24 protein-coding genes and 2 pseudogenes are annotated in these 23,516 nt (G+C 58.6%); 18 read left to right on the top strand and 8 right to left on the bottom strand.

Annotated features, from left to right (window positions below; all coding sequences use genetic code 11):
- Positions 1 to 178 precede the first annotated feature (178 nt).
- Positions 179 to 2,275, top strand: coding sequence for a bifunctional rhamnulose-1-phosphate aldolase/short-chain dehydrogenase (locus tag ISN39_RS27790; RefSeq protein WP_194731269.1), 2,097 nt, complete (start codon positions 179 to 181; stop codon positions 2,273 to 2,275).
- Between the two features lie 4 nt (positions 2,276 to 2,279).
- Here ISN39_RS27790 and ISN39_RS27785 read toward each other — a convergent pair whose 3' ends face one another.
- A complete protein-coding gene (locus ISN39_RS27785; protein WP_074064766.1) occupies positions 2,280 to 2,438 on the bottom strand; it encodes a YqaE/Pmp3 family membrane protein in 159 nt (52 codons plus the stop codon).
- A 79-nt stretch (positions 2,439 to 2,517) separates the two neighbouring features.
- Between ISN39_RS27785 and rhaI the strand changes: the two genes are divergently transcribed.
- Positions 2,518 to 3,810: an L-rhamnose catabolism isomerase gene (rhaI, locus tag ISN39_RS27780; protein WP_194731268.1), complete on the top strand. Its 1,293-nt coding sequence runs from the start codon at positions 2,518 to 2,520 to the stop codon at positions 3,808 to 3,810.
- A gap of 51 nt (positions 3,811 to 3,861) precedes the next feature.
- Here the strand turns inward: rhaI and ISN39_RS27775 are convergent, their stop codons facing one another.
- Entirely contained in the window at positions 3,862 to 4,320 is a 459-nt protein-coding gene (locus tag ISN39_RS27775) for a carboxymuconolactone decarboxylase family protein (protein ID WP_194731267.1), read from the bottom strand.
- 113 nt (positions 4,321 to 4,433) lie between these two features.
- On the opposite strand from ISN39_RS27775, the pseudogene ISN39_RS27770 reads away from it, so the two are divergent.
- From ISN39_RS27770 to ISN39_RS27745, 6 genes and pseudogenes are all read left to right on the top strand, one after another.
- Positions 4,434 to 4,760 (top strand): annotated as a pseudogene (locus ISN39_RS27770) (sigma factor); the annotation flags it as partial.
- Positions 4,761 to 4,824: 64 nt separating this feature from the next.
- The gene (locus ISN39_RS27765) at positions 4,825 to 6,351 is read left to right on the top strand and encodes an ABC transporter substrate-binding protein (RefSeq protein ID WP_074071745.1); all 1,527 of its coding nucleotides are present in this window, start codon (positions 4,825 to 4,827) and stop codon (positions 6,349 to 6,351) included.
- A gap of 70 nt (positions 6,352 to 6,421) precedes the next feature.
- Entirely contained in the window at positions 6,422 to 7,363 is a 942-nt protein-coding gene (locus tag ISN39_RS27760) for an ABC transporter permease (protein ID WP_194731265.1), read from the top strand.
- Positions 7,363 to 8,232, top strand: coding sequence for an ABC transporter permease (locus ISN39_RS27755; protein WP_074071747.1), 870 nt, complete (start codon positions 7,363 to 7,365; stop codon positions 8,230 to 8,232). Before ISN39_RS27760 ends, ISN39_RS27755 begins: the two co-directional genes overlap by 1 nt.
- On the top strand, positions 8,233 to 9,441 hold the full coding sequence (locus tag ISN39_RS27750; protein WP_194731264.1) for an amidohydrolase/deacetylase family metallohydrolase: 1,209 nt from the start codon (positions 8,233 to 8,235) through the stop codon (positions 9,439 to 9,441).
- Between the two features lie 20 nt (positions 9,442 to 9,461).
- Positions 9,462 to 9,974 (top strand): RidA family protein, encoded by a 513-nt coding sequence (locus ISN39_RS27745; RefSeq protein WP_194731263.1) that lies wholly within the window; start codon positions 9,462 to 9,464, stop codon positions 9,972 to 9,974.
- 12 nt (positions 9,975 to 9,986) lie between these two features.
- On the opposite strand, the gene ISN39_RS27740 is transcribed toward ISN39_RS27745, so the two are convergent.
- Complete coding sequence (locus ISN39_RS27740; protein WP_194731262.1) at positions 9,987 to 10,826, bottom strand: IclR family transcriptional regulator; 840 nt, start codon at positions 10,824 to 10,826, stop codon at positions 9,987 to 9,989.
- Between the two features lie 102 nt (positions 10,827 to 10,928).
- On the opposite strand from ISN39_RS27740, the gene ISN39_RS27735 reads away from it, so the two are divergent.
- Genes ISN39_RS27735 through ISN39_RS27725 form a run of 3 tightly spaced genes read left to right on the top strand, consistent with a single transcriptional unit; the run spans position 10,929 to position 14,303 of the window.
- The gene (locus ISN39_RS27735) at positions 10,929 to 12,125 is read left to right on the top strand and encodes an aminotransferase class V-fold PLP-dependent enzyme (RefSeq protein ID WP_194731261.1); all 1,197 of its coding nucleotides are present in this window, start codon (positions 10,929 to 10,931) and stop codon (positions 12,123 to 12,125) included.
- Positions 12,126 to 12,161: 36 nt separating this feature from the next.
- Positions 12,162 to 14,000, top strand: a complete 1,839-nt coding sequence (locus ISN39_RS27730) for an ABC transporter ATP-binding protein (RefSeq protein WP_194731260.1) — start codon at positions 12,162 to 12,164, stop codon at positions 13,998 to 14,000.
- A 24-nt stretch (positions 14,001 to 14,024) separates the two neighbouring features.
- The gene (locus tag ISN39_RS27725; RefSeq protein WP_194731259.1) at positions 14,025 to 14,303 is read left to right on the top strand and encodes a hypothetical protein; all 279 of its coding nucleotides are present in this window, start codon (positions 14,025 to 14,027) and stop codon (positions 14,301 to 14,303) included.
- Between the two features lie 107 nt (positions 14,304 to 14,410).
- Here the strand turns inward: ISN39_RS27725 and ISN39_RS27720 are convergent, their stop codons facing one another.
- Positions 14,411 to 14,650 carry a type II toxin-antitoxin system prevent-host-death family antitoxin gene (locus ISN39_RS27720; protein WP_194731951.1) on the bottom strand — a complete coding sequence of 80 codons (240 nt, stop codon included), beginning with the start codon at positions 14,648 to 14,650 and terminating at the stop codon, positions 14,411 to 14,413.
- A gap of 145 nt (positions 14,651 to 14,795) precedes the next feature.
- A complete protein-coding gene (locus ISN39_RS27715; protein ID WP_194731258.1) occupies positions 14,796 to 15,014 on the bottom strand; it encodes a hypothetical protein in 219 nt (72 codons plus the stop codon).
- 128 nt (positions 15,015 to 15,142) lie between these two features.
- Between ISN39_RS27715 and ISN39_RS27710 the strand changes: the two genes are divergently transcribed.
- Complete coding sequence (locus tag ISN39_RS27710; protein WP_074071754.1) at positions 15,143 to 15,766, top strand: TetR/AcrR family transcriptional regulator; 624 nt, start codon at positions 15,143 to 15,145, stop codon at positions 15,764 to 15,766.
- An 82-nt stretch (positions 15,767 to 15,848) separates the two neighbouring features.
- Positions 15,849 to 16,037, top strand: a complete 189-nt coding sequence (locus tag ISN39_RS27705) for a hypothetical protein (RefSeq protein WP_074071755.1) — start codon at positions 15,849 to 15,851, stop codon at positions 16,035 to 16,037.
- On the opposite strand, the gene ISN39_RS27700 is transcribed toward ISN39_RS27705, so the two are convergent.
- On the bottom strand, positions 16,034 to 16,471 hold the full coding sequence (locus tag ISN39_RS27700) for a DUF1810 domain-containing protein (protein ID WP_194731950.1): 438 nt from the start codon (positions 16,469 to 16,471) through the stop codon (positions 16,034 to 16,036). The genes ISN39_RS27705 and ISN39_RS27700 overlap by 4 nt on opposite strands.
- A 72-nt stretch (positions 16,472 to 16,543) precedes the next feature.
- Complete coding sequence (locus tag ISN39_RS27695) at positions 16,544 to 16,858, bottom strand: hypothetical protein (protein ID WP_246763452.1); 315 nt, start codon at positions 16,856 to 16,858, stop codon at positions 16,544 to 16,546.
- A gap of 227 nt (positions 16,859 to 17,085) precedes the next feature.
- Between ISN39_RS27695 and ISN39_RS27690 the strand changes: the two genes are divergently transcribed.
- The 5 genes and pseudogenes from ISN39_RS27690 (at position 17,086) to ISN39_RS27670 (ending at position 22,770) form a co-directional block, all read left to right on the top strand.
- On the top strand, positions 17,086 to 18,456 hold the full coding sequence (locus ISN39_RS27690; protein WP_194731257.1) for an amidase: 1,371 nt from the start codon (positions 17,086 to 17,088) through the stop codon (positions 18,454 to 18,456).
- Positions 18,457 to 18,880: 424 nt separating this feature from the next.
- Positions 18,881 to 19,840: a class I SAM-dependent methyltransferase gene (locus ISN39_RS27685; protein ID WP_194731256.1), complete on the top strand. Its 960-nt coding sequence runs from the start codon at positions 18,881 to 18,883 to the stop codon at positions 19,838 to 19,840.
- A gap of 548 nt (positions 19,841 to 20,388) precedes the next feature.
- On the top strand, positions 20,389 to 21,192 hold the full coding sequence (locus ISN39_RS27680) for an FkbM family methyltransferase (protein ID WP_194731255.1): 804 nt from the start codon (positions 20,389 to 20,391) through the stop codon (positions 21,190 to 21,192).
- A gap of 143 nt (positions 21,193 to 21,335) precedes the next feature.
- Positions 21,336 to 21,979: pseudogene (locus ISN39_RS27675) on the top strand (sugar phosphate isomerase/epimerase); the annotation flags it as partial.
- A complete protein-coding gene (locus ISN39_RS27670) occupies positions 21,976 to 22,770 on the top strand; it encodes an aldolase/citrate lyase family protein (RefSeq protein ID WP_194731254.1) in 795 nt (264 codons plus the stop codon). The pseudogene ISN39_RS27675 and the gene ISN39_RS27670, both read left to right, overlap by 4 nt.
- On the opposite strand, the gene ISN39_RS27665 is transcribed toward ISN39_RS27670, so the two are convergent.
- Positions 22,767 to 23,447, bottom strand: coding sequence for a hypothetical protein (locus ISN39_RS27665; RefSeq protein WP_074071763.1), 681 nt, complete (start codon positions 23,445 to 23,447; stop codon positions 22,767 to 22,769). The two genes, ISN39_RS27670 and ISN39_RS27665, sit on opposite strands and share 4 nt — an antisense overlap.
- Positions 23,448 to 23,516: the final 69 nt, after the last annotated feature.

The following is a 23,516-nucleotide window of genomic DNA, read 5'->3' as shown; positions in this document are numbered from 1 at the left end:
TATTTATTTCGTATCCGTTAAAAGCTGTCAATCAAAAACGATCAAAAATTTTCATACTGCGCTGCACAATAATTGTTTTTGATCGTTTTCGATTGACAATATGCATTTTGATGAGCGATACCGTCACCGGATACAGCGTGGCTTTCGTCTGCGCATAAGGCACACAAGGGAGGATGACATGGCGGCCACCGTCCGGCTTCTTGAGAACCGTTGGGATGATTCTTACGCAGAAGGGCTCGATGAACCCGGCAAGCTGCTTTACCGCTCGAACCTCCTTGGCGCTGACAAGCGCATCACCAATTACGGCGGCGGCAATACTTCGGCAAAGGTGATGGAAACGGATCCACTGACCGGCGAGAAGGTCAAGGTTCTCTGGGTCAAGGGATCTGGCGGCGATGTCGGGACCATTAAGCTCGACGGCTTTGCGACGCTCTATCAGGACAAGCTTGATTCGCTTAAGGGTATCTATAGGGGCGTCGAAGACGAAGATCGCATGGTCGGCTTTTTGCCGCATTGCACCTTCAACCTGAATTCCCGCGCCGCCTCGATCGACACGCCGCTGCATGGATTTGTGCCCTTCACGCATGTCGACCACATGCATCCGGACGCCATCATCGCGATCGCTGCAGCCAAGAATTCCAGGGAACTGACGAAACAGGTCTTTGGCGACGAGATCGGCTGGCTGCCCTGGCGCCGCCCTGGCTTCCAGCTCGGTCTCGATCTTGAAGCGTTCGTCAAGGCGAACCCGGATGCCAAGGGTGTCGTCCTCGAAAGCCACGGCCTTTTCACCTGGGCGAACGACGCCAGGGCCTGCTACGAGCTGACGCTCGCCATTATCAACAAGGCAATCGAATGGTTCGCCCAGCAGACTGAAGGCAAGACGATCTTCGGCGGCCAGGCGACCCAAAGCCTGCCGGTGGCTGAACGCCGGGCAATCGCTGCCCGCCTTATGCCGGAAATCCGCGGGCGGATCGGCAAGCAGGAGCGCAAGCTTGGCCATTTCGATGATCAGGATGGCGTGCTCGAATTCGTCAACTCGAAGAATCTCCGCACCCTCGGCGCGCTCGGTACCAGCTGCCCGGACCACTTCCTGCGTACCAAGATCCGCCCACTGATCCTCGACTTCGACCCGGCAAAACCGGACGTAGGTCCGATCGTTGCCGGTCTCGATAAGGCGCTGGAAGACTATCGCGTCGATTACGCGCGCTATTACAATGACTGCAAACACGGCAATTCACCGGCGATGCGAGATGCCAATCCGGTCATTTTCCTCATTCCCGGCGTCGGCATGCTGTCCTTTGCCCGCGACAAGGCGACGGCCCGCATCGCGAGCGAATTTTACGTCAACGCCATCAACGTGATGCGCGGTGCGTCGACGGTCTCCGAATATCAGGGTCTGCCTGAACAGGAAGCCTTCGATATTGAATACTGGCTCTTGGAAGAGGCAAAGCTGCAGCGCATGCCGAAGCCGAAGAGCCTTGCCGGCAAGGTGGCCTTTGTCACCGGCGGAGCCGGCGGCATCGGCCGTGCGACGGCGGCCCGTCTGGTAGGCGAGGGCGCCTGCGTGGTGCTTGCCGATATCGATCAGTCGGCACTGGCGGCGACGGAAGCCGATTTCGTGAAGAAGTACGGTGCCGATGCGGTGCGTAGCGTGAAGCTCGACGTCACCAAGGAAGATGCCGTGGTCTCGTCCTTTGCCGAATCCTGCGTCGAGTTCGGCGGCATCGACATCCTCGTTTCGAACGCCGGTATTGCGTCTTCAGCGCCCATCGAAACCACCGAGCTTTCGATGTGGAATAAGAATATCGATATTCTGACAACCGGCTATTTCCTGGTTTCGCGCGAAGCCTTCCGCCTGTTCCGCCGTCAGAACCTCGGCGGCAACGTGGTCTTCGTCGCCTCCAAGAACGGCCTTGCCTCCTCGCCGAATGCGGCTGCTTATTGCACGGCTAAGGCCGCCGAGATCCATTTGGCCCGTTGCCTGGCGTTGGAGGGGGCAGAAGCAGGCATTCGGGTGAACACCGTGAACCCGGATGCGGTGCTGCGCGGCTCGAAGATCTGGAACGGCGAGTGGCGCGAACAGCGTGCGGCTTCTTCGAAGATTGAAGTAGACGACCTGGAGGAACACTACCGCAAGCGCTCGATGCTGAAGCTCAACGTCTTTCCCGAAGATATCGCCGAGGCGATCTATTTCCTCGCGTCGGATCTTTCGGCGAAATCCACCGGCAACATCATCAACGTGGATGCCGGCAACGCGCAGAGCTTCCCGCGCTAGGGATCTACTTCCGGAGTATCACCCAAATGGCATGGATGATCCCGGGCAGGTAGCCGCAAAGCGTCAGTAGGATATTGAGCCAGAAATGCAGGCCGAGCCCGACCTGCAGGAAGACACCGAGTGGCGGCAGGATGATCGCGAGAAGGATGCGGATGACGTCCACTAGCGCCTCTTTGGTGGGTGAGGAATAAAGCAATAGAACGCAGAACAGGGCCTATGGTTCGTGTTTCAGGGAGGATTTGATGGCCGAGTTTAAGATTGCGCAGCATCTGATTGCCGAGGAAAATGCCAAGCGGGCGGCGGCTCTCAAGGCCGATTACGACGCGCTCGGCGCAAATCTTGGACGCCGCGGCGTTGATATCGACGCCATTACGACAAAGGTCGCAGCATTTTTCGTGGCTGTTCCTTCTTGGGGCGTCGGAACGGGTGGCACGCGCTTTGCCCGCTTTCCCGGCACCGGCGAACCGCGTGGCATCTTTGACAAGCTGGACGACTGCGCCGTCATTCATCAGCTGACGCAAGCAACGCCGACCGTTTCGCTCCACATCCCCTGGGATAAGGCAGATGCCGGCGAATTGAGGGCAAAAGGCGATGCGCTCGGTCTTAGCTTCGATGCAATGAATTCCAACACGTTCTCGGACGCGCCAGGTCAGAAGCGCTCTTATAAATATGGCTCGCTCAGCCATACGGACGCCGCGACGCGACAACAGGCCATCGAGCACAATCTGGAATGCATCGAGATCGGCAAGGCACTCGGCTCAAAGGCGCTGACGGTCTGGATCGGCGACGGCTCGAATTTCCCCGGCCAGAGCAATTTTACCAAGGCCTTCGAGCGCTATCTTGTGGCGATGGCGGAGATCTACAAGGGGCTGCCCGACGACTGGCGGCTGTTTTCCGAGCACAAGATGTACGAGCCGGCCTTCTATTCGACCATCGTGCAGGATTGGGGCACGAACTATCTGATCGCGCACACACTCGGGCCGAAAGCCCAGTGCCTCGTCGATCTCGGTCATCATGCCCCGAACACCAACATCGAGATGATCGTCGCCAGGCTGATTCAGTTTGGCAAGCTTGGTGGTTTCCACTTCAATGATTCGAAATATGGTGACGATGACCTCGATGCCGGTGCAATCGAGCCTTACCGTCTGTTCCTCGTCTTCAATGAGCTGGTCGATGCCGAGTATCGTGGGGTGAAGGGCTTCCATCCGGCTCACATGATCGATCAGTCGCATAATGTCACTGACCCGATCGAAAGCCTGATCAATAGCGCCAACGAAATCCGCCGCGCCTATGCGCAGGCGTTGATCGTCGATCGCGAGGCGCTGTCCGGCCATCAGAATGAAAATGATGCGCTGATGGCGACGGAAACGCTGAAGCGCGCGTATCGCACCGACGTCGAGCCGATCCTCGCCGAAGCGCGTCGGCGCGCCGGCGGCGCCATTGATCCGGTCGCGGCTTATCGCGCCAGCGGCTACAGGAGAAAGGTTTCCGCCGAACGTCCGGCCTCCATGGCTGGCGGCGGCGGTATCATCTAGGCCTCCCAAGGCGCCCTGGCCGCCGCTTCAACAGCGGCGGCCAGGGGAACCTCAAGGCTTCCATTCGCCGGCGATCTGGCGCGTCGCGACGTTCAGCCGGTTCCAGACATTAATGTTGGCGATGGCGATGACGAGGGCCGCAAGGCTCTTGGTGTCGTAATGGCGTGCCGCCTCGTCCCAGATTTCGTCCGGCACCGGATCGGCGCGGTCGCTGACGCGGCTGACGGCTTCGGTCAGCGCCAGGGCCGCGCGTTCTGCCGGGCTGAAATAAGGCGTCTCACGCCAGGCGGAAACGGCAAAGAGGCGCTCGTCGGTCTCTCCGAGCCTGCGGGCAATGCGGGGATGACCGTCGACGCAGACGCCGCAGCCGTTGATCTGGCTGGCGCGCAGGTTGACGAGCTCGAGCAGCTTTGGCGAAAGGCCGCACTTTTGGGGAATATTCCCGAAAGCGAGCAGCGCCTGCATGGCTTCAGGGATGACGACGGCCGGATTTCCCATTCTCGATTGCATGTTATGTCTCCTTGCTATGTTTCAGCGAATGACGCCACCGGCCGCTTGTCTGTCACATCGGCCGGAATTCGTTCGTCATGGTGGTGACGTAACGCGATGAAGGAATGTGACCGATGGACGAGAAAAAATTTCTGGCGGACGAATTCGAGGCCAACCGCGCGCATCTGAAGACTGTCGCCTACCGCATGCTCGGCTCGCGTGCGGAGGCGGAGGATGCGGTGCAGGAGGCATGGCTCAGGCTCGGCCGCTCGGACACAAGCGAGCTCGGCAATCTCGGCGGTTGGCTGACGACGGTCGTGGCGCGCATCTGCCTCGATATGCTGCGCTCCAGGAAATCCCGGCGCGAAGAACCGCTCGATCCGCCGGTGCATGAAAAGATCGCCGATACCGCGAAGTCCTCCGACCCCGAGCGGGAGATCGTGCTGGCGGATTCCGTCGGTGGCCGATATTCTATTATAAAGACTTATATAACATAAATATGGAACAATAAACCGGGAGCATGAAATGAAGACTCTAGTCGCATTCCTTCTCGGCACGGCACTCGTCGCCTTGCCGACCACACTGATGGCGCAGGAAAAAGGCGGTATCATCAATGTCGCGACGATCGGCGAGCCGCCGACGCTTGATCCGATGTCCTCGACTGCCGACCTCGTCGGGATCGTCACGCAGCATATCTTCGAGACGCTCTATACCTTCGACAAGAAGTGGAACGTCACCCCGCTTCTGGCCGAAAGCCTGCCCAATATCAGCGCGGACGGCAAAAGCTACACGATCAAGCTGCGCACCGGCATCAAGTTCCACGACAACAGCGACATGACGTCGGAAGATGTCGTTGCATCGCTCACCCGCTGGACAAAGATCGCCTCGCGCGGCAAGCAGGCTGCAGGCTTCATCGAAGCGATCGCTGCAGTCGATCCGGCAACCGTCAAGATCACCCTGAGGCAACCCTATGCGCCGCTGACCTCTCTGCTTGCCTTCAACAATTCTGCTGCAATCATCATTCCTTCCGACAAGCAGGACGAGCCGATGAAGGATTTCATCGGAACCGGCCCCTACATGCTGAAGGAGCGCAAGGCCGACCAGTATATTCAGCTCGTTCGCTTTAGTGGCTACAAGTCACGCGATGGCGAGAGCGATGGCTATGGCGGCGCGCGTCACCAGTATCTCGATGAAATCCGCTTCGTTCCGGTGCCGGATCCGAACACCCGCGTCGAGGCTGCCGTCTCCGGCCAGTATGACTATGTCGATTCCATCCCGGTCGAATCCTTCGACAAGCTGAAGGCATCGACGGCCTCACAGCCGATCATCCTCAAGCCCTTCGGCTATCCGGTCTTCGTCTTCAATACCAAGGAAGGCATTGCGAAGAACATCGAGGTCCGCAAGGCGATCCGCCAGGCCCTCAGCATGGAGGACATGCTGGCCGCTGCCTTCGGCAGCACGGATTTCTACACGTTGGACGGCGATATCTATCCGGAAGCCTATTCCTGGCACACGGATGCCGGCGTTGAAGGCAATTACAATGTTGCAAAGCCCGAAGAGGCTGCCGAAGCCTTAAAGAAGACGGGCTACAACGGCGAACCGCTGCGTATCCTCACCAGCCGTCAGTACGAATTCCACTACAAGATGGCGCAGGTTGCAGCGGAGTATCTGAAGCTCGCGGGCTTTACCGTCGACATGCAGGTCGTCGACTGGGCGACGCTGACGCAGCGCCGTGCCGATCCGAAGCTTTGGGACATTTATATCAGCCACAGCCCGTTCCTGCCGGAGCCGGCGCTGATCGGCTCGCTCTCGACCAGCTCGCCGGGGTGGTGGGATACGCCTGCCCGCAAGGCCGCCGTCGATGCCTTCACCTCTGAAGTCGATTCTGCCAAGCGCATCGAACTCTGGGCCAATGTCCAAAAAGCGATCTATGAAGATGCGCCCTTCATGAAGATCGGCGACTTCAACGCCGTTTCGGCGGAATCGAACAAGCTCGAAGGTGTCGATCCGGCTCCGTGGCCGTACTTCTGGAACGCTTCGATCAAGAAGTGACGATTGATCCTCGGGATGCCGGTCCTGCCGGCCGGTATCCCTCTTCGACGGTGCCAGGGACCGCATTTCAATGATCCGTTACATTCTCCAGCGCCTCTTCGGCATGATGGTTGTGATGTTCCTCGTCGTCACGATTGTCTTTGTCATCGTGCGCGTGACGCCAGGTGATCCGGCAGCCGTCATGCTGGGCCCAGATGCAACGCCTCAGGATATCGCCGAGCTTCGAGGTCGTCTCGGGCTCGATCAGTCGGTCCTGGTGCAATATGTCTATTACATCAGTCAGCTCCTCAGAGGCGACCTCGGGCAATCTATTTTCTTGAACATGCCGGTCACCGCAGCCCTTCTAGACCGCGCCGAGCCGACCTTTTTCCTGACGGTGTTCTCGCTGGCGATCGCCTGCGTCATCGCGCTGCCGATCGGCATTTATGCTGCCTATCGCCGCGGTTCCTTCGTCGATCAGGCGGCCACGACGGTTGCAATGTTTGCGGCAAGCATTCCGAGCTTTTGGCTCGGCCTGATTCTGATGCAGTTCTTCGCCGTGCGCTTCAACTTCTTTCCGGTTTCGGGCTATGGCGGACCGGGCGCGAACTTCTTTGGGCGCATGTATCACCTGACGTTGCCAGCCTTTGCGCTCGGTATTGTTTCCTCGGCGCTGATCTTGCGTTTCACACGTGCCTCGATGCTTGATGTGCTCGGCGACGACTATATCCGCACGGCACGCGCCAAAGGCCTGATCGAACGCCGGGTGATCCTCAAGCACGCGCTCAAGAACGCGTTGATCCCGATCCTGACCGTTATCGGGTTGACTGCGGCGGTGCTGATTTCAGGCGCTGTCGTGACCGAAACGGTCTTCGGTCTTCCAGGTGTCGGCAATCTGGTCGTCTCGGCGGTCCTTCGTCGCGATTACCCGGTCATCCAAGGAGCGCTGCTCATCATTGCAGCCCTCTACGTGCTGATCAATTTTGCGATCGACATGCTCTATCTTTTGGTCGATCCGAGGGTGCGCTACTGATGACGGATATTGCAACACGGCCTGCCTTAAGCGAGGGCAGCAAGTTTCTCCGGCGTTTTCTGAAGCGCAAGACCGTTGCCTTCGGCGTGCTCATCCTCACAGTCTTCGTGCTCTTGGCAATCCTTGCTCCATGGGTCACTCCTTATTCGCCCTCCAAGCTTTCGATCGTCAACCGGCTGAAGCCGCCGAGCGGACTGTTCTTCTTTGGAACGGATGAATTCGGCCGCGACGTCTTCTCGCGAACGATCTTTGCCGGGCGCCTGTCGCTGCTCGTCGGCGCTGCCGTCGTCGTGCTTTCGGCGTTGATCGGGGTGAGCCTCGGTTTGCTTGCCGGCTTCTTCAAGCAATTCGACGCGCCAATCGCCCGGCTGATCGACGCGATGATGGCCTTTCCGGACATTCTGTTGGCGATCGCCCTGGTCGCAGCCCTTGGACCGTCGCTCACCACGGTCATCATCGCGTTGTCGATCGTGTATTCGCCACGTCTTGCGCGTATTGTCCGTGCATCGACGCTGGTCATCCGCGAACTGCCCTATGTCGAGGCCGCGCAAGCACTCGGGATTTCGACCTTCCATATCATGACCCGGCATGTCCTGCGCAATCTGCTTTCGCCGATCCTGGTGCAAGGCACCTTCCTCTTTGCCAGCGCCATGCTGGCTGAAGCCGGCCTTTCCTTCCTCGGCCTGGGCGTCAGCCCCGAAATTCCGACCTGGGGAACGATGATCGCCGCCGGGCGGCAGTATATCGGCCAGGCCGACTGGATGACGCTGTTTCCGGGCGTCGCCATCGTTCTTTCCGTGCTCTCACTGCAGATGGTCGGCGACGGGCTGCGCGACATGCTCGATCCAAAACTTCGAAAGGACCTTTGAATGACCGGGGAACAAGCGCGCAAGCCGCTCCTGCTCACCAATGTGAAGCCTATGGCCTTTGGTGCTGACACCCCAGGCAGTGCAGTCGATATCCTCATCGACGCCAACGGCCGGATCGCACAGGTCGGTCCGCAGCGTTCAGTCTCTCACGAGATGATCTGCGTCGATGGCAAGGGCGCCTGGATTTCACCGGGCTGGGTCGATCTCCACGTCCATATCTGGCATGGCGGCACCGATATCTCGGTTCGTCCGTCCGAATGCGGTGCCGAGCGCGGCGTAACCACGCTGGTCGATGCGGGTTCTGCCGGTGAAGCCAATTTCCACGGTTTCCGCGAATATATCATCGAGCCATCGCGCGAGCGCATCAAGGCCTTCCTGAACCTCGGTTCGATCGGTCTCGTCGCCTGCAACCGCGTCGCCGAATTGCGGGACATCCGCGACATTGATCTTGACCGCATCCTTGAATGCTATGCTGAAAACAGCGAGCACATCGTCGGCATCAAAGTGCGTGCCAGCCACGTCATCACCGGCTCGTGGGGTGTGACGCCGGTGAAGCTCGGAAAGAAGATCTCCAAGATCCTCAAGGTTCCGATGATGGTGCATGTCGGCGAGCCGCCGGCTCTTTATGATGAAGTCCTGGAGATCCTAGGTCCCGGTGACGTCATCACCCATTGCTTCAACGGCAAGGCCGGTTCGAGCATCATGGAAGACGAGGACCTTTTCGATCTCGCGCAGCGTTGCGCGGGCGAGGGGATCCGCCTCGACATCGGCCATGGCGGCGCCTCCTTCTCCTTCAAGGTCGCGGAAGCCGCAATCAAGCGTGGCCTCTTGCCCTTCTCCATCTCGACGGACCTGCATGGCCATTCGATGAATTTTCCGGTTTGGGATCTGGCGACGACCATGTCGAAGCTGCTTTGCGTCGGCATGCCTTTCGACAAGGTGGTGGCAGCGGTCACGCATGCGCCTGCCTCCGTCATCAAGCTTTCGATGGAAAACAGGCTTGCCGTCGGACAGCGCGCCGATTTCACGGTCTTCGATCTCGTCGATTCCGATGTCGAAGCCACCGATTCCAACGGCGATGTTTCCGTTCTTAAGAAGCTGTTCGAGCCTCGCTATGCGGTAATCGGCAGCGAGGCGATTGCCGCAAGCCGTTACATTCCGCGTGCCCGCAGGCTCGTGCGCCACAGCCACGGTTATTCCTACCGCTAAAAGCCAGAACAGAAATCCGCATGTCAGGAGTTTGCGTGAACATGTCTCCAGCCAACGCCAAGCCGGCAAGCTCGCCCTATGAAAGGCTTGCCGAGCTCGGTATAGAGCTTCCGCCCGCGCCGCCGCCGATCGCCCATTTCGTGACGCACGTGCTGGAGGGTAATATTCTTTACCTCTCCGGTCAGGGGCCGCGCGAGGCCAACGGCTTTCTATATTCTGGCAAGGTCGGCGCTGAAATCGGCGTCGAGGATGCCTATAGACATGCGCGGCTCACCGGCATCAATCTTCTTGCCGTCATGCATGATGCGCTTGGCGATCTTTCCCGGGTAAAGCGCGTCGTGAAGCTGCTCGGCATGGTCAACGCCGTGCCGCAGTTTGCAGACCATCCAAGCGTCATCAACGGATGCTCGGATCTCTTCGTCGACGTTTTTGGAAAAGACACCGGCAGTCATGCCCGTTCGGCGGTTGGCTTCGGCTCGCTGCCGGGTAACATCACTGTCGAAATCGAGGCGATCATCGCCTTGCGTGATTGAAGAGGGGAGAGCCTAATGGTTGCGCCAGCCCATGACCTTTTCGATGCGTTCGGCCGATGTCCGCACGTGCGCGGTATAGTGGTTCTCGTCGGAAAAGGCCTTCTGTTCTGGAAGGACAATGGAAATGGTCGCGACGCATTGGCCATCTCTGTCGCAGATCGGCGAAGCGATGCAGGCGACCGCATAGTCGGACTCGCCGGCCTGGATCGACAGGCGAGACTGAAACGCCGCACCCGCCGAGCCGGAAAGCACGCCGGGGTCCATTTCGGCGCGGCCGGTCGGCGAGGATTTGGCGCAGCGCTTGAAAAGTTCGATGCGCTCCTCTTCCGGCAGGTGGCCGACAAGCAGGCGGCCGGATGCGGTCCAGTTCAGCGGAACGCGTGTGCCGACACGCGAAGCGACCTGGAAATGGCTCGGGCCGTCAGCCATGGCAAGCACGAGCATATAGTCGCCGTCGCGGCCGCAAACCTGAACGGTTTCGCCCGCCTGACGGCAAAGATCGTGCATCTCATGCGTCGCGACGCTCATGAAATCGAGCGAGCGGGCATAGGCAAGGCCGTAATGGTAGAGCCGCGAACCGAGCCAGATCGTGCCGTCGCCATTGCGCGTCAGCATGTTCTTTTCGACCAGATCATCAACGATGACGTAGACGGTCGAGAGCGGCGCCTTCACAGCCTTGGCGATTGCATAGACTCCCGTCGGAGAGCCGGTTTCGTAAAGGTGATCAATGACCTGCAGCGCGCGGTCGATACCGCTCACCCGCGAGCGACGTGCGCCCTTACCGCCGGGTTCTTCAATGGGTGTCTTGTCTTCGGAGTAAACTATTGATGATGTCTTGCCGTCCAATTCCACGCTCCTCGTATGCGGGCATGAGTCTATTACATTACTATGGGATAGCCGTCGAGGATACAAGCTGCAACACTCGCCATCTCTTCATTCAATCTGGAGATACACATGTCTGATGACATTCGCACGTCTATCGGCCTTCGTCCGGTCATCAACGTTTCCGGCACGATGACCAGCCTCGGCGCATCGATCGTCGTCCCCGAGGCAATCGCGGCCATGTCGTCGATCCTGCCGCAATTTGTCGAAATCAACGATCTGCAGCGCAAGGCCAGCGCCGTCATTGCCCGGTTGACGGGTGCGGAAGCCGGTTTCGTGACGGCATCCTGCTCCGCGGGCATTTCCTTGGCCGTCGCAGGTGCCATCACCGGCAACAACCTGCTGGCGATCGAGAAACTGCCGGATGTGACGCCAGAAAGAAACGAGGTTCTGGTGCAGATGGGCCATGTTGTGAGCTATGGCGCACCCGTCGATCAGGCGATCCGCCTTGCTGGCGCCAAGGCGGTGCTGATCGGTCAGGCGACATCGACCCATCGTTTTCACATGGAAAATGCAATCACCGAAAGGACGGCTGCGGCCGTCTACGTCGTGTCGCACCACGTCGTCGACTATGGCCTTCTGAACCTCAAGGAATTCGTCGAGATCGCCCACGCCAAGCGCGTGCCGGTCATCGTCGATGCGGCGTCGGAGTACGACCTGCGAGTTTTCCTGGAGCAAGGCGCGGATATCGCGCTCTATTCCGGTCACAAATTCCTCGGCGGTCCGACCTCCGGCATCGTCGCCGGCAAAAAGGAACTGGTGCGCAACGCCTTCCTGCAGAACATGGGCATCGGCCGCGGCATGAAGGTCGGCAAGGAAAGCATTTTCGGCGCTATGGCCGCCCTGGAGGCTTGGGAAATGCGTGACCACACCGGCATTCGCGAGCGCGAAACGGGCTACCTCAATCTCTGGAAGCAGATGTTGGACGACCGCCCCGGCGTAACCGCGCTGATCGAACCCGATCCGACCAAGAATCCGCTTGATCGCCTGCGCGTCATCCTCAAACCGGAGGAAGCTCATATCACCGCCTGGGATTTGGCCGACGCGCTGGCGCGCGGGACGCCGCCGATCATCGTCCGCGACCACGAAGTCGAGCATCAGTATTTCTATCTCGACCCTTGCAACCTGCACCCAGGCCAGGAAAAGATCGTTGCCAGCCGTTTGGCCGAAGAACTGGACAAGGCGCGCGCCTCCAACGAGATCATCGCAACGCCTATCGAAATCCGCGGCAAGCGCCGGTTCGACGCTGTGTTGCGCTGGCCCGATTGATCTTCCCGGCTTTCAGGCATCCAAGAGGAACCGAACATGGCAGGCTTTCAGGCGCAGACGATCCAGCAGGCAGAACCCGTTCTCTCCGTCGAGAATCTCACGACATCGTTTCTGGTCGAGGGCGAGTGGAAGCCTGTCGTCCGCGATGTTTCCTTTCGCGTGGCGCCGGGCGAAACGGTTGCAATCGTCGGCGAGTCGGGTTCTGGCAAGAGCGTCACGTCGCTGTCGATCATGCGGCTACTGCAGCCGGATACGAGCCGGATCGAAGGCAAGATCATGCTTGGCGACCGCAATCTGCTGGCGCTTCCGGAAAGTGGCATGCGGCAGGTGCGCGGCAATGACGTCTCGATGATCTTTCAGGAGCCGATGACGAGCCTCAACCCGCTCTTTACGATCGGCGACCAGATTTCCGAAGCGCTGCTTTGCCATTCGGCCATGTCGAAGACCGAAGCGCGAGCCGAAGTGATCCGGCTTCTGGAAAAGGTCCGCATTTCCTCCGCTGCCTCGCGTTTCGATGAATATCCGCACCGTTTTTCCGGCGGCATGCGCCAGCGTGTGATGATCGCCATGGCGCTTGCCTCCAAACCGAAGCTGCTGATTGCCGACGAACCGACGACGGCGCTCGACGTCACCATCCAGGGGCAAATCCTCGATCTCATCAAGATGCTGCAGGAGGAGGAAGGAACCTCTGTTCTCTTCATCACCCACGACATGGGCGTCGTTGCCGAAATAGCCGACAGAACTGTGGTGATGTATCGCGGCGAGCAGGTTGAAACGGGGGCGACGGCCGACATCTTCCATCGCGGCCGCCACCCCTACACCCGCGCGCTGCTTTCCGTCGTGCCGGTGCTGGGCTCAATGCGGGGGCACGAAAGGCCGCTGCGTTTTCCCGTCGTCAATGCAGCGACAGGCGAATGCGACATTCCGGCGGAAGTCGGCGACACGGTTGCTGCTTCAGCAAGGCCGGTCTTGGAGGTGCGAAACCTCACCAAGCGTTTTGATATCCACTCTGGCCTCTTCGGCCGCTTGACCGGACGCGTGCATGCCGTTGAAAACGTTTCCTTCGATCTCTTTGCCGGTGAGACGCTGTCTTTGGTCGGCGAATCCGGCTGCGGAAAATCGACGACCGGCCGCGCCATAATGCGGCTGATCGAACCGCAGAGCGGGTCAGTGAAGGCCGATAGCAGGGACGTGCTGGCACTCGACAAGAACGGGATGCGCGCGATGCGCAAAACCGTGCAAATGATCTTTCAGGATCCGTTCGCCAGCCTCAATCCGCGCATCCGCGTCGGCTCGGCGATCGCCGAGCCTTATCTTGAACACAAGATGGGAACGGCAAAGCAGGCCAAAGAGAAGGTCGCCGACCTTCTGGAAAAGGTCGGCCTTTCAGCCGATATGGCGTCGCGCTTTCCGCACGAGTTCTCCGGCGGTCAGCGTCAGCGCATCTGCATTGCCCGGGCGCTGGCGCTCGATCCGAAGGTGATCGTCGCCGATGAAAGCGTCTCGGCCCTCGACGTCTCGATCAAGGCGCAGGTCATCAATCTGATGCTGGACCTGCAGCAGAGCCTCAACCTCGCCTTCCTGTTCATCTCGCATGACATGGCCGTCGTTGAACGCGTCAGCCATCGTGTTGCGGTCATGTATCTCGGTGAGATCGTCGAGATCGGCCCGCGCGCTGCCATCTTCGGCAACCCGCAGCACCCTTATACGAAGATGCTGATGGCGGCCGTTCCCGTGCCCGATCCGGATCGCCGGCGCGAGAAGCGGATGGCGGCCAATGACGAGATCAAAAGTCCGATCCGGGCAGTGGACTGCAAGATCGTGCCGCTGGAGTATCATACGGTTTCGCCGGGGCATCTGGTGGCGATCAGCTAGATCAGCTCTGTCCGGATCCCCAAAATGTCTCCACTTTCCGCCATTCCGCGATCAAAGGACCGTGGCGTGGCGGTGAGTGGCGATCGCCAGATGCAGAGCGCCTCCCGAACGGAGATTGACTGCCGGTCGACCAATGAAGGCAGTTGCATTGCGGTAATGCTCACGCTCTACCGGCAGAACTTCGAAAGTGTCGGCTATCAGGAAATCAAACGCCTGTATAATCCTCGAGCGGTGTTCTTCTTCCAGTTGACGTGTGCGAACTTTGAGCGCGATCGCCGAGGCGACTTCAGTCAAAGACGCTAATCAGGAGTACCTGCTCGGCTGTGCATCGCTCTAAGACGGCGCTTGCGCGATCGCTGGCTTCCTCATCGTCAAGACAGCAACGATGACGGAAGTGTCGAGATAGAACATCAGTAGCGATCGGTATCACGTATTTGGTGGACAAAGTCGCCTGCGCTTATCTCCTGCCGCGGTTGCGACGCGCGGAGCGCGTTCAATTGCGCTACGTCAGCCGGCTTGTTTGGCTTTCGGATTGGTACAATCTCTGCCACCGGCTTGCGACGTTTCATCTGCACGGTCTCGCCCGCCTCGACGCGCTGAACCAATTCACTCTGATGCGCCTTCACGTTCGCCAAGTTGTCATCATGAATTCCTTATGACTATCTGGATGTCATATGACGGGAAAATGGCCCGTACGCAGTTACTGGCCGCCTCCACGGTGGCGCGAATACAGCGAAAGCCGCCGTTGGGGGAAGACGGCAGCTCTCGCACGGGGCAGGAAAGGTCCCCGGGAAGTCAGCAAAAGCAGGAAACGGTCGTCGGGTTCACGCCGGCGCGATTGGCGATCGCGTTGATGAGGCCACCCACCTTGGAGGCATTCGGTTCGCGTTTGCGGGCTGCCGTTTCCAGGAGTTGCTTGAAATCGTCAAGCTTCACGCCATCGGCGCGCATCACCATGGCGATCAGCGGGTCGCGAAGGGCTTCGGATATCGTGAGGTCACTGGTCTTTCTCATGGTTCGTCCTCCTTTCGTGGGCGGTCGCCCGTGTTCCGCTGACGCCGCCAGCCCTCTCGGCATTGACTTGTACGATCAGCGGTGTTACCGGTAAGTAACAATGCATTTGTTACCGATCGGTCACATCTATGTCAAGGACTTCGTCCGCAAAAAAATCCGAAACTTCGCATGAAATCCCAAACGTGCTGACAAACGAGAAAATCCCACCGAGGGAACGCATCGTCTCGACGGCTTCTGAGCTTTTCCGCGAACATGGCATCCGCGGCATCGGCGTCGATGCGATTGCAGATGCGGCGCTCACCAACAAGATGACGCTCTACCGGCATTTCGGCTCGAAGGACGAGCTCGTCTGCGAGACGCTGCGTCGCGCCTCCGAAAAGGCCGAAGCGATCTGGCGTGATCTCGAGGCGACGCATCCGGGCAACCCCCGGGCGCAGCTCGACGCGTGGGTTCAGGGGCGGGCTGAGTGTCTGAACGGAGAGCCGGCCGGCTGCGATCTTGCCAATGCGGCGATCGAACTAAAGGGTGAGGGACACCCTGCCCATGAGGTGATCGAGCGCCATAAGGCCGAGCAGCGTCAACGCCTTGAAGAGCTTTGTTCCGCCGCCGGGGCTCGGGAGCCTCAACTTCTTGCTGACACTCTGACACTCCTTTTGGAAGGCGCCCGCGTTACCCGGCAGGCGATGGGCAGCGACGGTTGCTGCAGCCACTTCTCAAAAGCCTGCAGTGCGGCAATTGCATCGCTCTGCTAAGCCTTGGACTATATCGGAACCTTCCATCTTCGAGATCGTTGTCCAGCTTGATGAGGAAGGCAATATTGGAGGTGGTAGAGATATGAACTACACCTATCTCCATCGTCTGTATGCCAAGCGCGCCGAATTGGAATCCAAACTCGAGCTTCACGATGCGCGCAATTGTTTTGGCGAGGAAGAAGTTGAGGATGGCACGCAATCCGATCTGCGCGAGCGCCTCAATGAAATCTCCGACGAGATTGCAGCGCTGGAACAGTCGCCCGGCCGTTAAGTCGCGGCATTGAGGATTTCTATCGTCCGCTCGTCGAATTTTCCGCCGTAGAACCGATCGATTGCTTCATGAAACAGCGAACCTTGATCACTGACGGCTGCAAAAAGCGTCAGTGAAGAGCGAAGTTTGAGATCATCCGGGGACCCGAAAATCTCGCGCGCCGTGCATCCTTTGACCGAGAGGATCGCTTGGACGCAGCGAAGAAGTCGGGCGCCCAAAATGGGGTTGCTCAAATAGGCGGCAGCTTCCTCTGCTGAGTGGATCGCATATTTCTGGGCCATCGCCGACGAGCCTAGTCCGGCAATCTGCGGGAAGATGAACCACATCCAGTGCGAACGTTTCCGCCCCGCGCCAAGTTCTTGCAGGGCCTGGTCATACATCCCGTCCTGTGCATCGATAAAGCGCCCGAGATTGTAATCGACGTGACCGGCCATGGTTTTTTCTCCTTCTGGTGCGACACATCGAAGGCAGCAGACTTCCATGCAGTGGGCCGTAGCGATCCGAAGTCAACACCTCTTCTCCGCGAAAGGGCTGTATTCCCGGCAAGAATCCAGGCTGCCATGAGATGATGCGAATGTCGCAGGCGCAGCAATAGCACCGGTCACCTCAGGCGATACCGAAGAATTAAGGTGCCCAGTCAATCCGGCAACACCGAGAAGGACAAGGGCGCCGACCACAAGCAGCCGTTCACCCAGAGAGAGCTTCTGCGCGTTGAGGTGTTCCACATAATCGCGCTCACCTTCGCTGGTGGCTTGTGCGTTTGTTGGGTGATGTGCCACCATATCGTTGTGGCGCGGGTTCAAAATATCGTGGTGCGTCATTTTTATTACTCCTGCGGCACAGCGGGACCGGGTGGATCAAAATATGATGCCCGGTGGGGGCCCGCGTGTCGGGTGCATGTGGTCGTGCATGGGGCAGAGTTGAAGAGCCGATCTGCAAACTCAGTGTTCAGAAAATCAGACCAATCGCGGATACCACGGTAAACAGGCTGGTCCGCAGCGACGATCCGCGATAGGTCAAGGGGAACGATGCCTTTACGGATTCTCCCATGACCAAGCCATTCGGCGCGATGACTGTCGCGCAACTGTCGGTCCTCATTCAGAGCGGCGCTGCTGATCCGGTCGAGGTCGTGCGGTCGATCTTGGAGTGCATCGAAGGCCATCCCGACAAGGCGGTTTTCACGGTGCTTCTAAAGGAACGGGCCATTGACGAGGCCAAAGCGTCCTCCCTGCGCATCCGTAGGGGCTGCTCACTAGGCGCGCTCGATGGTATCCCGATCGCATGGAAGGATCTCTTCGACATCGAGGGCCTTGCAACGACAGCCGGGTCGAAAGTGTTGGCGAGCACTGCGCCGGCGGCAAGCGATGCAGCGATCGTTATGGCGCTTAAGCGGGCCGGAATGATTGCGGTGGGGCGAACGAATATGAGCGAATTCGCCTTTTCAGGCCTCGGCATCAATCCGCATTACGGCACGCCGCATAACTCCCACGGCCTTGACGTGCCGCGCATCCCGGGGGGCTCTTCTTCAGGGGCAGCTGTGGCTGTCGGCGCCGGCCTCGTACCGGTCGCGATGGGAACCGATACGGGCGGGTCAGTCCGTATCCCGGCCGCACTCAACGGCCTCGTGGGCTATAAGGGAACGCGCGGCCGATATTCCATGGATGGCGTCTTTCCCCTTGCAAAGAGCTTGGATTCGCTTGGTCCACTCTGCCGAACAGTCAAAGATGCCGTGTGGATCGATGCTGCGATGCGCGGCCTGACCTCATCCGAGGTGTGTGCCCGTCCGCTGAAGGGCATTGAGATTGCCATTCCCACAAATGTGGTCTTCGACGGCGTCGAGCCGGGCGTCGCGGCTGCCTTCGACGCGGCGGTGGAACGGCTGGCGAGGACCGGGGCCATCATCAGCCGCATGACGATGCCCGCTTTCGACCAAATCTTGACTTCGATGACCCGTTACGGAGCGCTGGTAACCGCCGAAGCTTTCGCGCTGCATCGCGAGCGTCTGGCCGGACCGGAGGCTGCGGGCATGGATCGTCGCGTTGTCATGCGCACGCGTCTCGGCGAAAAGACAGGAATGCCGGACTATATCGCAATCCTTGAGATTCGTGAGCGGCTCATCGCCGAATGCAAGCAGCTGATCGGCGACCGGCTGCTTGCGTTCCCGTCCGTCGCCCATGTGGCGCCGCCGATCGCGCCTCTGGAGATGGATGACGACCTCTTCTTTGCGACGAATGCCAAGACACTGCGAAACACGGCGCTCGGCAATTTTCTCGATTGGTGCGGCGTGTCGATCCCGTGTGGCGCCGGCGATGCCGGGATGCCAGTCGGCTTGCTGTTGTCGGCACCGGCCAATCGCGACGAGGCGCTGCTTAGTGCGGCACTTTCGGCGGAGGCCGTTATTCGTGGAGATTTCATTTGAAGCTTCAAGGATTTGTTGCCTAGTACTACAGTTGCATTTATTGGAGATTGTAATTCACTTTCGGCATCTAGCTGGAGGAATTGCTTGTCCGTCGCAAGCTGGTCTGGGTCGGTGGTGGCGTGGCAACGCGAGCTTGATGCATTGAAAGAGCGGCTGGGGTCGGTCAATTCCGGGCGAGGCCTCCAAACCTTCTTTGCCCCACTGGCTTCCGCGGCTCTCCCGACGGTTTATCGACCTCGATCATAACCGTACGCTGCCATGCGGAGTCAGCCCACGATAGGCTATTTCGTTATCCTGCCACCTTGCCGCCGTGGGCGGCGGCTATATTTCAACTTCCTAAAGGCGGCTGAGGGGCGGTGCAGGGGCGAAGGCGCGGGAGAAGCTCACCAGCTGCTATCTGTCTTCGATCCAGGGAGGTTCGAGTATGCTGATTTCTGTCGAAGAATGCTTGCCAGCGCTGCGCTGCCCGTTCACCAAGGCGAGACTTTTGAAATGTGACGAAGGTTCTCTGAGGACAGAAGGTTCGATCGACAATCAGAAAAGCTACAAGATCATCACCGGTAAGCCTATTCTTATCGACTTCTCGGATTCCGTACTTCTCGAAGACGATGTGTTCGCCGCCAATGCAAACAGTCCTATCACGCGCCACGAGCATCATGGGGCAAAAGCTTTCGTCAAGGGACTTCTTTCACCACAGAAGGTACGGACCAAGAATAACGTCAAGCGCATGATTAGCGATTTAGAGAAGCGAACTGCACCAATTCAGCTGTTGGTGGTAGGCGGCGGTAGCGTGGGTCAGGGGATGGAGCCGATTTATTCACATCCTCAGATCAGAGTTTACAGCTTCGATATATATGCAACGCCAAACGTGCAGTTCGTCGCGGATGCCCACCACATCCCGCTTCCCGATGATTTCTTTGACGCGGTTATCGTTCAGGCCGTCCTCGAGCACGTTCTTCAACCCGGGCAAGTGGTAGCTGAGATATGGCGCGTATTGCGGCCAGATGGTCTCGTTTATGCTGAAACCCCGTTCATGCAACAGGTTCACGAGGGCGCGTTCGATTTCACGCGATTCACCGAAAGCGGCCACCGCTATCTCTTCCGTCGCTTCGAACGCTTAGATTCGGGAGCTAGCGGCGGTCCAGGAATCCAGTTCATGTGGGCAGTCGACTACCTAGTGCGCAGCCTGTTTCGTTCCGTCGCTGCGGGGAAGGCTGCCAAACTTGCCTTTTTCTGGATGCAGTATTTGGACCGGTTTATACAGGCACCCTATGCCGAGGATGCCGCAAGCGGCGTCTTTTTTTATGGCCGCAAATCGCAACACGCAATGTCCCCGCCAGATATCGTAAAGCACTATCAAGGCGCTCAGCGCAGTAAGCAGTGATGTTCGGCGGGAAGCAACCAGCCTTAGTTGTGCGCATCTGAGCCACCGGGTGGCCGGGAATGTTCCGGGGTGAAGTTTTGAAATTTGGCGTTCAATAGCACATATCCGCTTTTACGTCCGACGATCACTTGCCGATCTGATTGCAACTGTTACGGAGACCTCACGTTAAGCTTGTGTTTTTTCCGGTTAACGCGGGGAACCGCAAAGGCATCGAAGCTTAAAAATTGCCCCAGGATCCGACTTTCGAACACGCGCAAGTTCGCGGTGTTCCCTCCCGCGTACGAAGTGCCGCACTCGCGGCCCGACAAAGGATAAGGCGCCCTATCCGCCGATCAAGGCTTGCATGCTGAAGGTGAGAACCCACCCGTCGACTATTACGGCGGGCAAAGAACATGGTTGGGGTGAAGCCTACGCTGATTGCCGAGATTTGCTTATATCATTTCAAGAAGGCTAAACCCGGGTATAATCCGCGCCGAAAGGTTATATTCGACAAGATTAGATTTTCTGGGCATTTCGCTTAAGGCAACTTCAATGAAGGGGACCGTCAGATGGGACTGCGTAGGCTCGCAAAATATCGCCCTTTACGACGGATAGCGCTGCGTGTGCTTCGCGCGTGGGGAACGCGTGATATTGTCATCCGTCATCATTGGTGGAGCGATGTGCCTCTGAGGCTAAACGCATATAAACACCGCGGCTATTGGTTTAAAGGAAAGCAGCGCGAGCGGCGCGTCATGGAGAAGCTCGCGGAGCTTGCAAAGCCGGGAGATACGGTTGTCGAAATCGGCGCCCATATCGGCTATCTTTCAGTTCACTTAGGAAAGCTTGTTGGCGATGACGGGACCGTTGTGGTTTTTGAGCCCGGTTCCAACAATTTGCCGTATCTGCAAGAAAACACTGAACGCTTCTCCAACATTGAAATCGTTGAGGCTGCATGCGGGGATCGCGATGGCCCGGTAGAGTTTTGGATAGAGCCGCTGTCTGGGCAGAACAATTCATTGGACAGAAATTATAAAAATTTTCAGGTAAACCGAGAAAATGCTTTCAGCGACGCCGTTATGGAATCTGTCACGGTTGAGATGATGCAGCTCGACACATTTCTGGCTGAGAAAGGCCTTCGTCCGGCGCTTCTTAAGATAGATGTGGAGGGCGCCGAAGACCTTGTGCTTCGCGGCAGCGCGCGCTGTTTAGCGGATATAAGGCCAGTTGTGGTGGTGGAAGTTACCGAGAACTCTGACGACGTCGCCTCAATATTTGAGGCGCACAATTACGCAATACACGACCGGAGTCACCCGGAGTGGATTTGTGTGCCAACGGAAAAGGTAAACGCCCTCAGGGCTGCGGGAAAAGCATGACGATGCGACGATCTATGAGATCGAAAACCCGGAACAGACCAAAGACGCTTAGACAAGCAGCGAAATTTACCAATGGCACCAGTGCCGATTATTATCTAGGTTTAGACAACAATGCGTAGCAATTTCAAAGCCACAAACCAGGCTGCTCCTTCCATTTGCCAAGTATCGAAGCCGCTATCTGGCCGATCTCAACGGTGCGCTGGCGCCATCAGGCGTGCTCTTTCAGACGCTCTTGGTCGAGGACGGCGATCCGAGCCATCCAAACGATGCCCGACCGCGAGGTCAAGGATGGCTGGGTGGATCGAAACGGCGGTTTTCGCTCGGGGCGAAGAACATGCGCTTGATAGCCGGCAAGCAGCCGGGGTTGGCAGACGAGGCGGAGGGTAGCGGCGTTCGCATCGTTTGTCGAATACTGGTTCGACCTTCTGCCTTCGCCTCGGCAGATGAACTGGCTGCTGGACGGGCTTGAGGGCAAGGTCGGGCTCAATGGCGATCTTGGCAACTGGACTGCGCCCGAAAAATACGCGGACCTTTCCGACATCGTGTGCCGCGCGGAACTTGTCATGCGAAGGCGGATTACAATGCTTCGGGTCTGGATGCTGCTGACTACCTCATGTGCCTGGACGCTTGCGGCGCTGCGGGTTACGTCGGACCGTTCACGCTGATTTACGATTCACCGTTTTTCCCAGACGAGTGGGACGGAATCTTGTTGCAGAAAACATTCATCGAGGAATTTCAAGATCAGCAAACACGCGCTCGCCTGAGCAGTGAATGGAGAACGACATGACGGAGACACCGGCAATCGACAGTTTCGCGGACAGGATCAGGACAGACGGGCATGCCGGCCTGGTTTCCGCCTGGATCGGTATACCCGAACCGATGGTCGTCCATCATCTGGCGCAGGAAGATTTCGATTCCGTCGTGCTCGATATGCAGCACGGCATGTGGGATATGGCTTCAGCATCGAATGCCGTTACGCAATGCCGTTCTGCGGGAAAACCGGCAATCGCGCGCATCCCGGTTGGCGATTTCGCTTCGGCCTCACGGCTGCTCGATGCTGGTTGCACCGGCATTATCGCGCCAATGGTCAATTCGGTCTCAGATGCGAAAGCGCTTGTGCGGTTTGCGAAGTATCCACCGCTTGGCGAGCGAAGCTGGGGACCGACGTTGGCGCTCAACCACATGAAGCTCTCGGCAGATGAATACCTGCGCACCGCCAACCGGCTGACGATTGCGATGGTGGAGACGCGGGCAGCACTTGATGCCGTCGACGGCATCCTTGGTGTCGAAGGCATCGACGGCGTCTTCGTCGGGCCATCCGATTTGTCGATTGCCCTTTCAAAGGGTGCAAGGCTCGCGCCCGACACCGACGAGATCGACAAGGAACTCGCGCATATTGTCGCGCGATGCCGAGCACACAAGAAATTCACCTGCGCCTTCGGCAGCAATGGCAAGCGTGCTGGCGAGCTGTTGAGGCTCGGTTGCGATCTTGTTGTTGCGAGCGCCGATACGACGCAACTGCGCGCTGGCGCTGCCAGTGCGATCGCCGCGGCCCGGACGGTTGCCTCCGGCCACTAGGCGGACGATTTGACAGCAAGCCAAATGACGTGGCGCGCCCCGCCGCGCTTGCCGTTGGCGCGTGTATTGACCGTGTCCACCGAAAAGCCGCTGTCGCGCAGCTTGCGGCTGAAGCTCGCATTGGGGCCGGAAGACCAGACGGCAAGAACGCCGCCAGAGCGCAGCGCTTCGCGAGACGCTCGCAGGCCGTTGAAATCATAAAGCCGATCATTGGATTTGCGGGTCAGCCCGTCCGGCCCATTGTCGACATCGAGCAGGATTGCGTCGAAGCTCGCTTTCACTGAGTGGATCACCTCTCCGACGTCGCCTTGATGGATTAAGACGCGCGGATCCTCGAGGCATCCCTTAAAAACCTCCGCCATTGGCCCGCGCGCCCAGGCGACCACGGTCGGAACCAGTTCAGCGACAACCACTTCGGCTTCCGCGGGTAGGACCGCGAGTGCTGCGCGCAAGGTGAAGCCCATGCCGAGGCCGCCGATGAGGACCTTCGGGCGTCTGTGGCCTTTGATGCGATCCCAGGAAAGCGTTGCAAGCGCTTCTTCGGATCCGCTGAGACGGCTGTTCATCAGTTCGTTCGAGCCGAGCATGATGGAGAATTCGCGGCCACGCTGCTTCAGGCGCAATTCGCCGCCGTCCCCGGGGATGATCGTGGAGTCGAGCTGTATCCAAGGTAACATTGCGGCAAGGCCTCACGGAAATTCGTGGTCTCCCCTAACACGAAATGCATGCCGGCGAGATAGAAATTG

Source organism: Rhizobium sp. 007 (genome assembly GCF_015353075.1).
Taxonomy (GTDB): Bacteria; Pseudomonadota; Alphaproteobacteria; order Rhizobiales; family Rhizobiaceae; genus Rhizobium.
Note: the sequence above shows the minus strand (reverse complement) of the source record. Positions and strands in the feature narration are given on the sequence as shown.

Coding starts and splice junctions, on each gene's coding strand:
- rhaI (WP_194731268.1), top strand. CDS start 2,518: ATGGCCGAGTTTAAGATTGCGCAGCATCTGATTGCCGAGGAAAATGCC.
- ISN39_RS27745 (WP_194731263.1), top strand. CDS start 9,462: ATGTCAGGAGTTTGCGTGAACATGTCTCCAGCCAACGCCAAGCCGGCA.
- ISN39_RS27685 (WP_194731256.1), top strand. CDS start 18,881: ATGCTGATTTCTGTCGAAGAATGCTTGCCAGCGCTGCGCTGCCCGTTC.
- ISN39_RS27755 (WP_074071747.1), top strand. CDS start 7,363: ATGACGGATATTGCAACACGGCCTGCCTTAAGCGAGGGCAGCAAGTTT.
- ISN39_RS27730 (WP_194731260.1), top strand. CDS start 12,162: ATGGCAGGCTTTCAGGCGCAGACGATCCAGCAGGCAGAACCCGTTCTC.
- ISN39_RS27775 (WP_194731267.1), bottom strand. CDS start 4,320: ATGCAATCGAGAATGGGAAATCCGGCCGTCGTCATCCCTGAAGCCATG.
- ISN39_RS27695 (WP_246763452.1), bottom strand. CDS start 16,858: ATGACGCACCACGATATTTTGAACCCGCGCCACAACGATATGGTGGCA.
- ISN39_RS27665 (WP_074071763.1), bottom strand. CDS start 23,447: ATGTTACCTTGGATACAGCTCGACTCCACGATCATCCCCGGGGACGGC.
- ISN39_RS27700 (WP_194731950.1), bottom strand. CDS start 16,471: ATGGCCGGTCACGTCGATTACAATCTCGGGCGCTTTATCGATGCACAG.
- ISN39_RS27680 (WP_194731255.1), top strand. CDS start 20,389: ATGGGACTGCGTAGGCTCGCAAAATATCGCCCTTTACGACGGATAGCG.
- ISN39_RS27735 (WP_194731261.1), top strand. CDS start 10,929: ATGTCTGATGACATTCGCACGTCTATCGGCCTTCGTCCGGTCATCAAC.
- ISN39_RS27760 (WP_194731265.1), top strand. CDS start 6,422: ATGATCCGTTACATTCTCCAGCGCCTCTTCGGCATGATGGTTGTGATG.
- ISN39_RS27690 (WP_194731257.1), top strand. CDS start 17,086: ATGACCAAGCCATTCGGCGCGATGACTGTCGCGCAACTGTCGGTCCTC.
- ISN39_RS27725 (WP_194731259.1), top strand. CDS start 14,025: ATGTCTCCACTTTCCGCCATTCCGCGATCAAAGGACCGTGGCGTGGCG.
- ISN39_RS27765 (WP_074071745.1), top strand. CDS start 4,825: ATGAAGACTCTAGTCGCATTCCTTCTCGGCACGGCACTCGTCGCCTTG.
- ISN39_RS27715 (WP_194731258.1), bottom strand. CDS start 15,014: ATGAGAAAGACCAGTGACCTCACGATATCCGAAGCCCTTCGCGACCCG.
- ISN39_RS27750 (WP_194731264.1), top strand. CDS start 8,233: ATGACCGGGGAACAAGCGCGCAAGCCGCTCCTGCTCACCAATGTGAAG.
- ISN39_RS27705 (WP_074071755.1), top strand. CDS start 15,849: ATGAACTACACCTATCTCCATCGTCTGTATGCCAAGCGCGCCGAATTG.
- ISN39_RS27670 (WP_194731254.1), top strand. CDS start 21,976: ATGACGGAGACACCGGCAATCGACAGTTTCGCGGACAGGATCAGGACA.
- ISN39_RS27790 (WP_194731269.1), top strand. CDS start 179: ATGGCGGCCACCGTCCGGCTTCTTGAGAACCGTTGGGATGATTCTTAC.
- ISN39_RS27710 (WP_074071754.1), top strand. CDS start 15,143: ATGTCAAGGACTTCGTCCGCAAAAAAATCCGAAACTTCGCATGAAATC.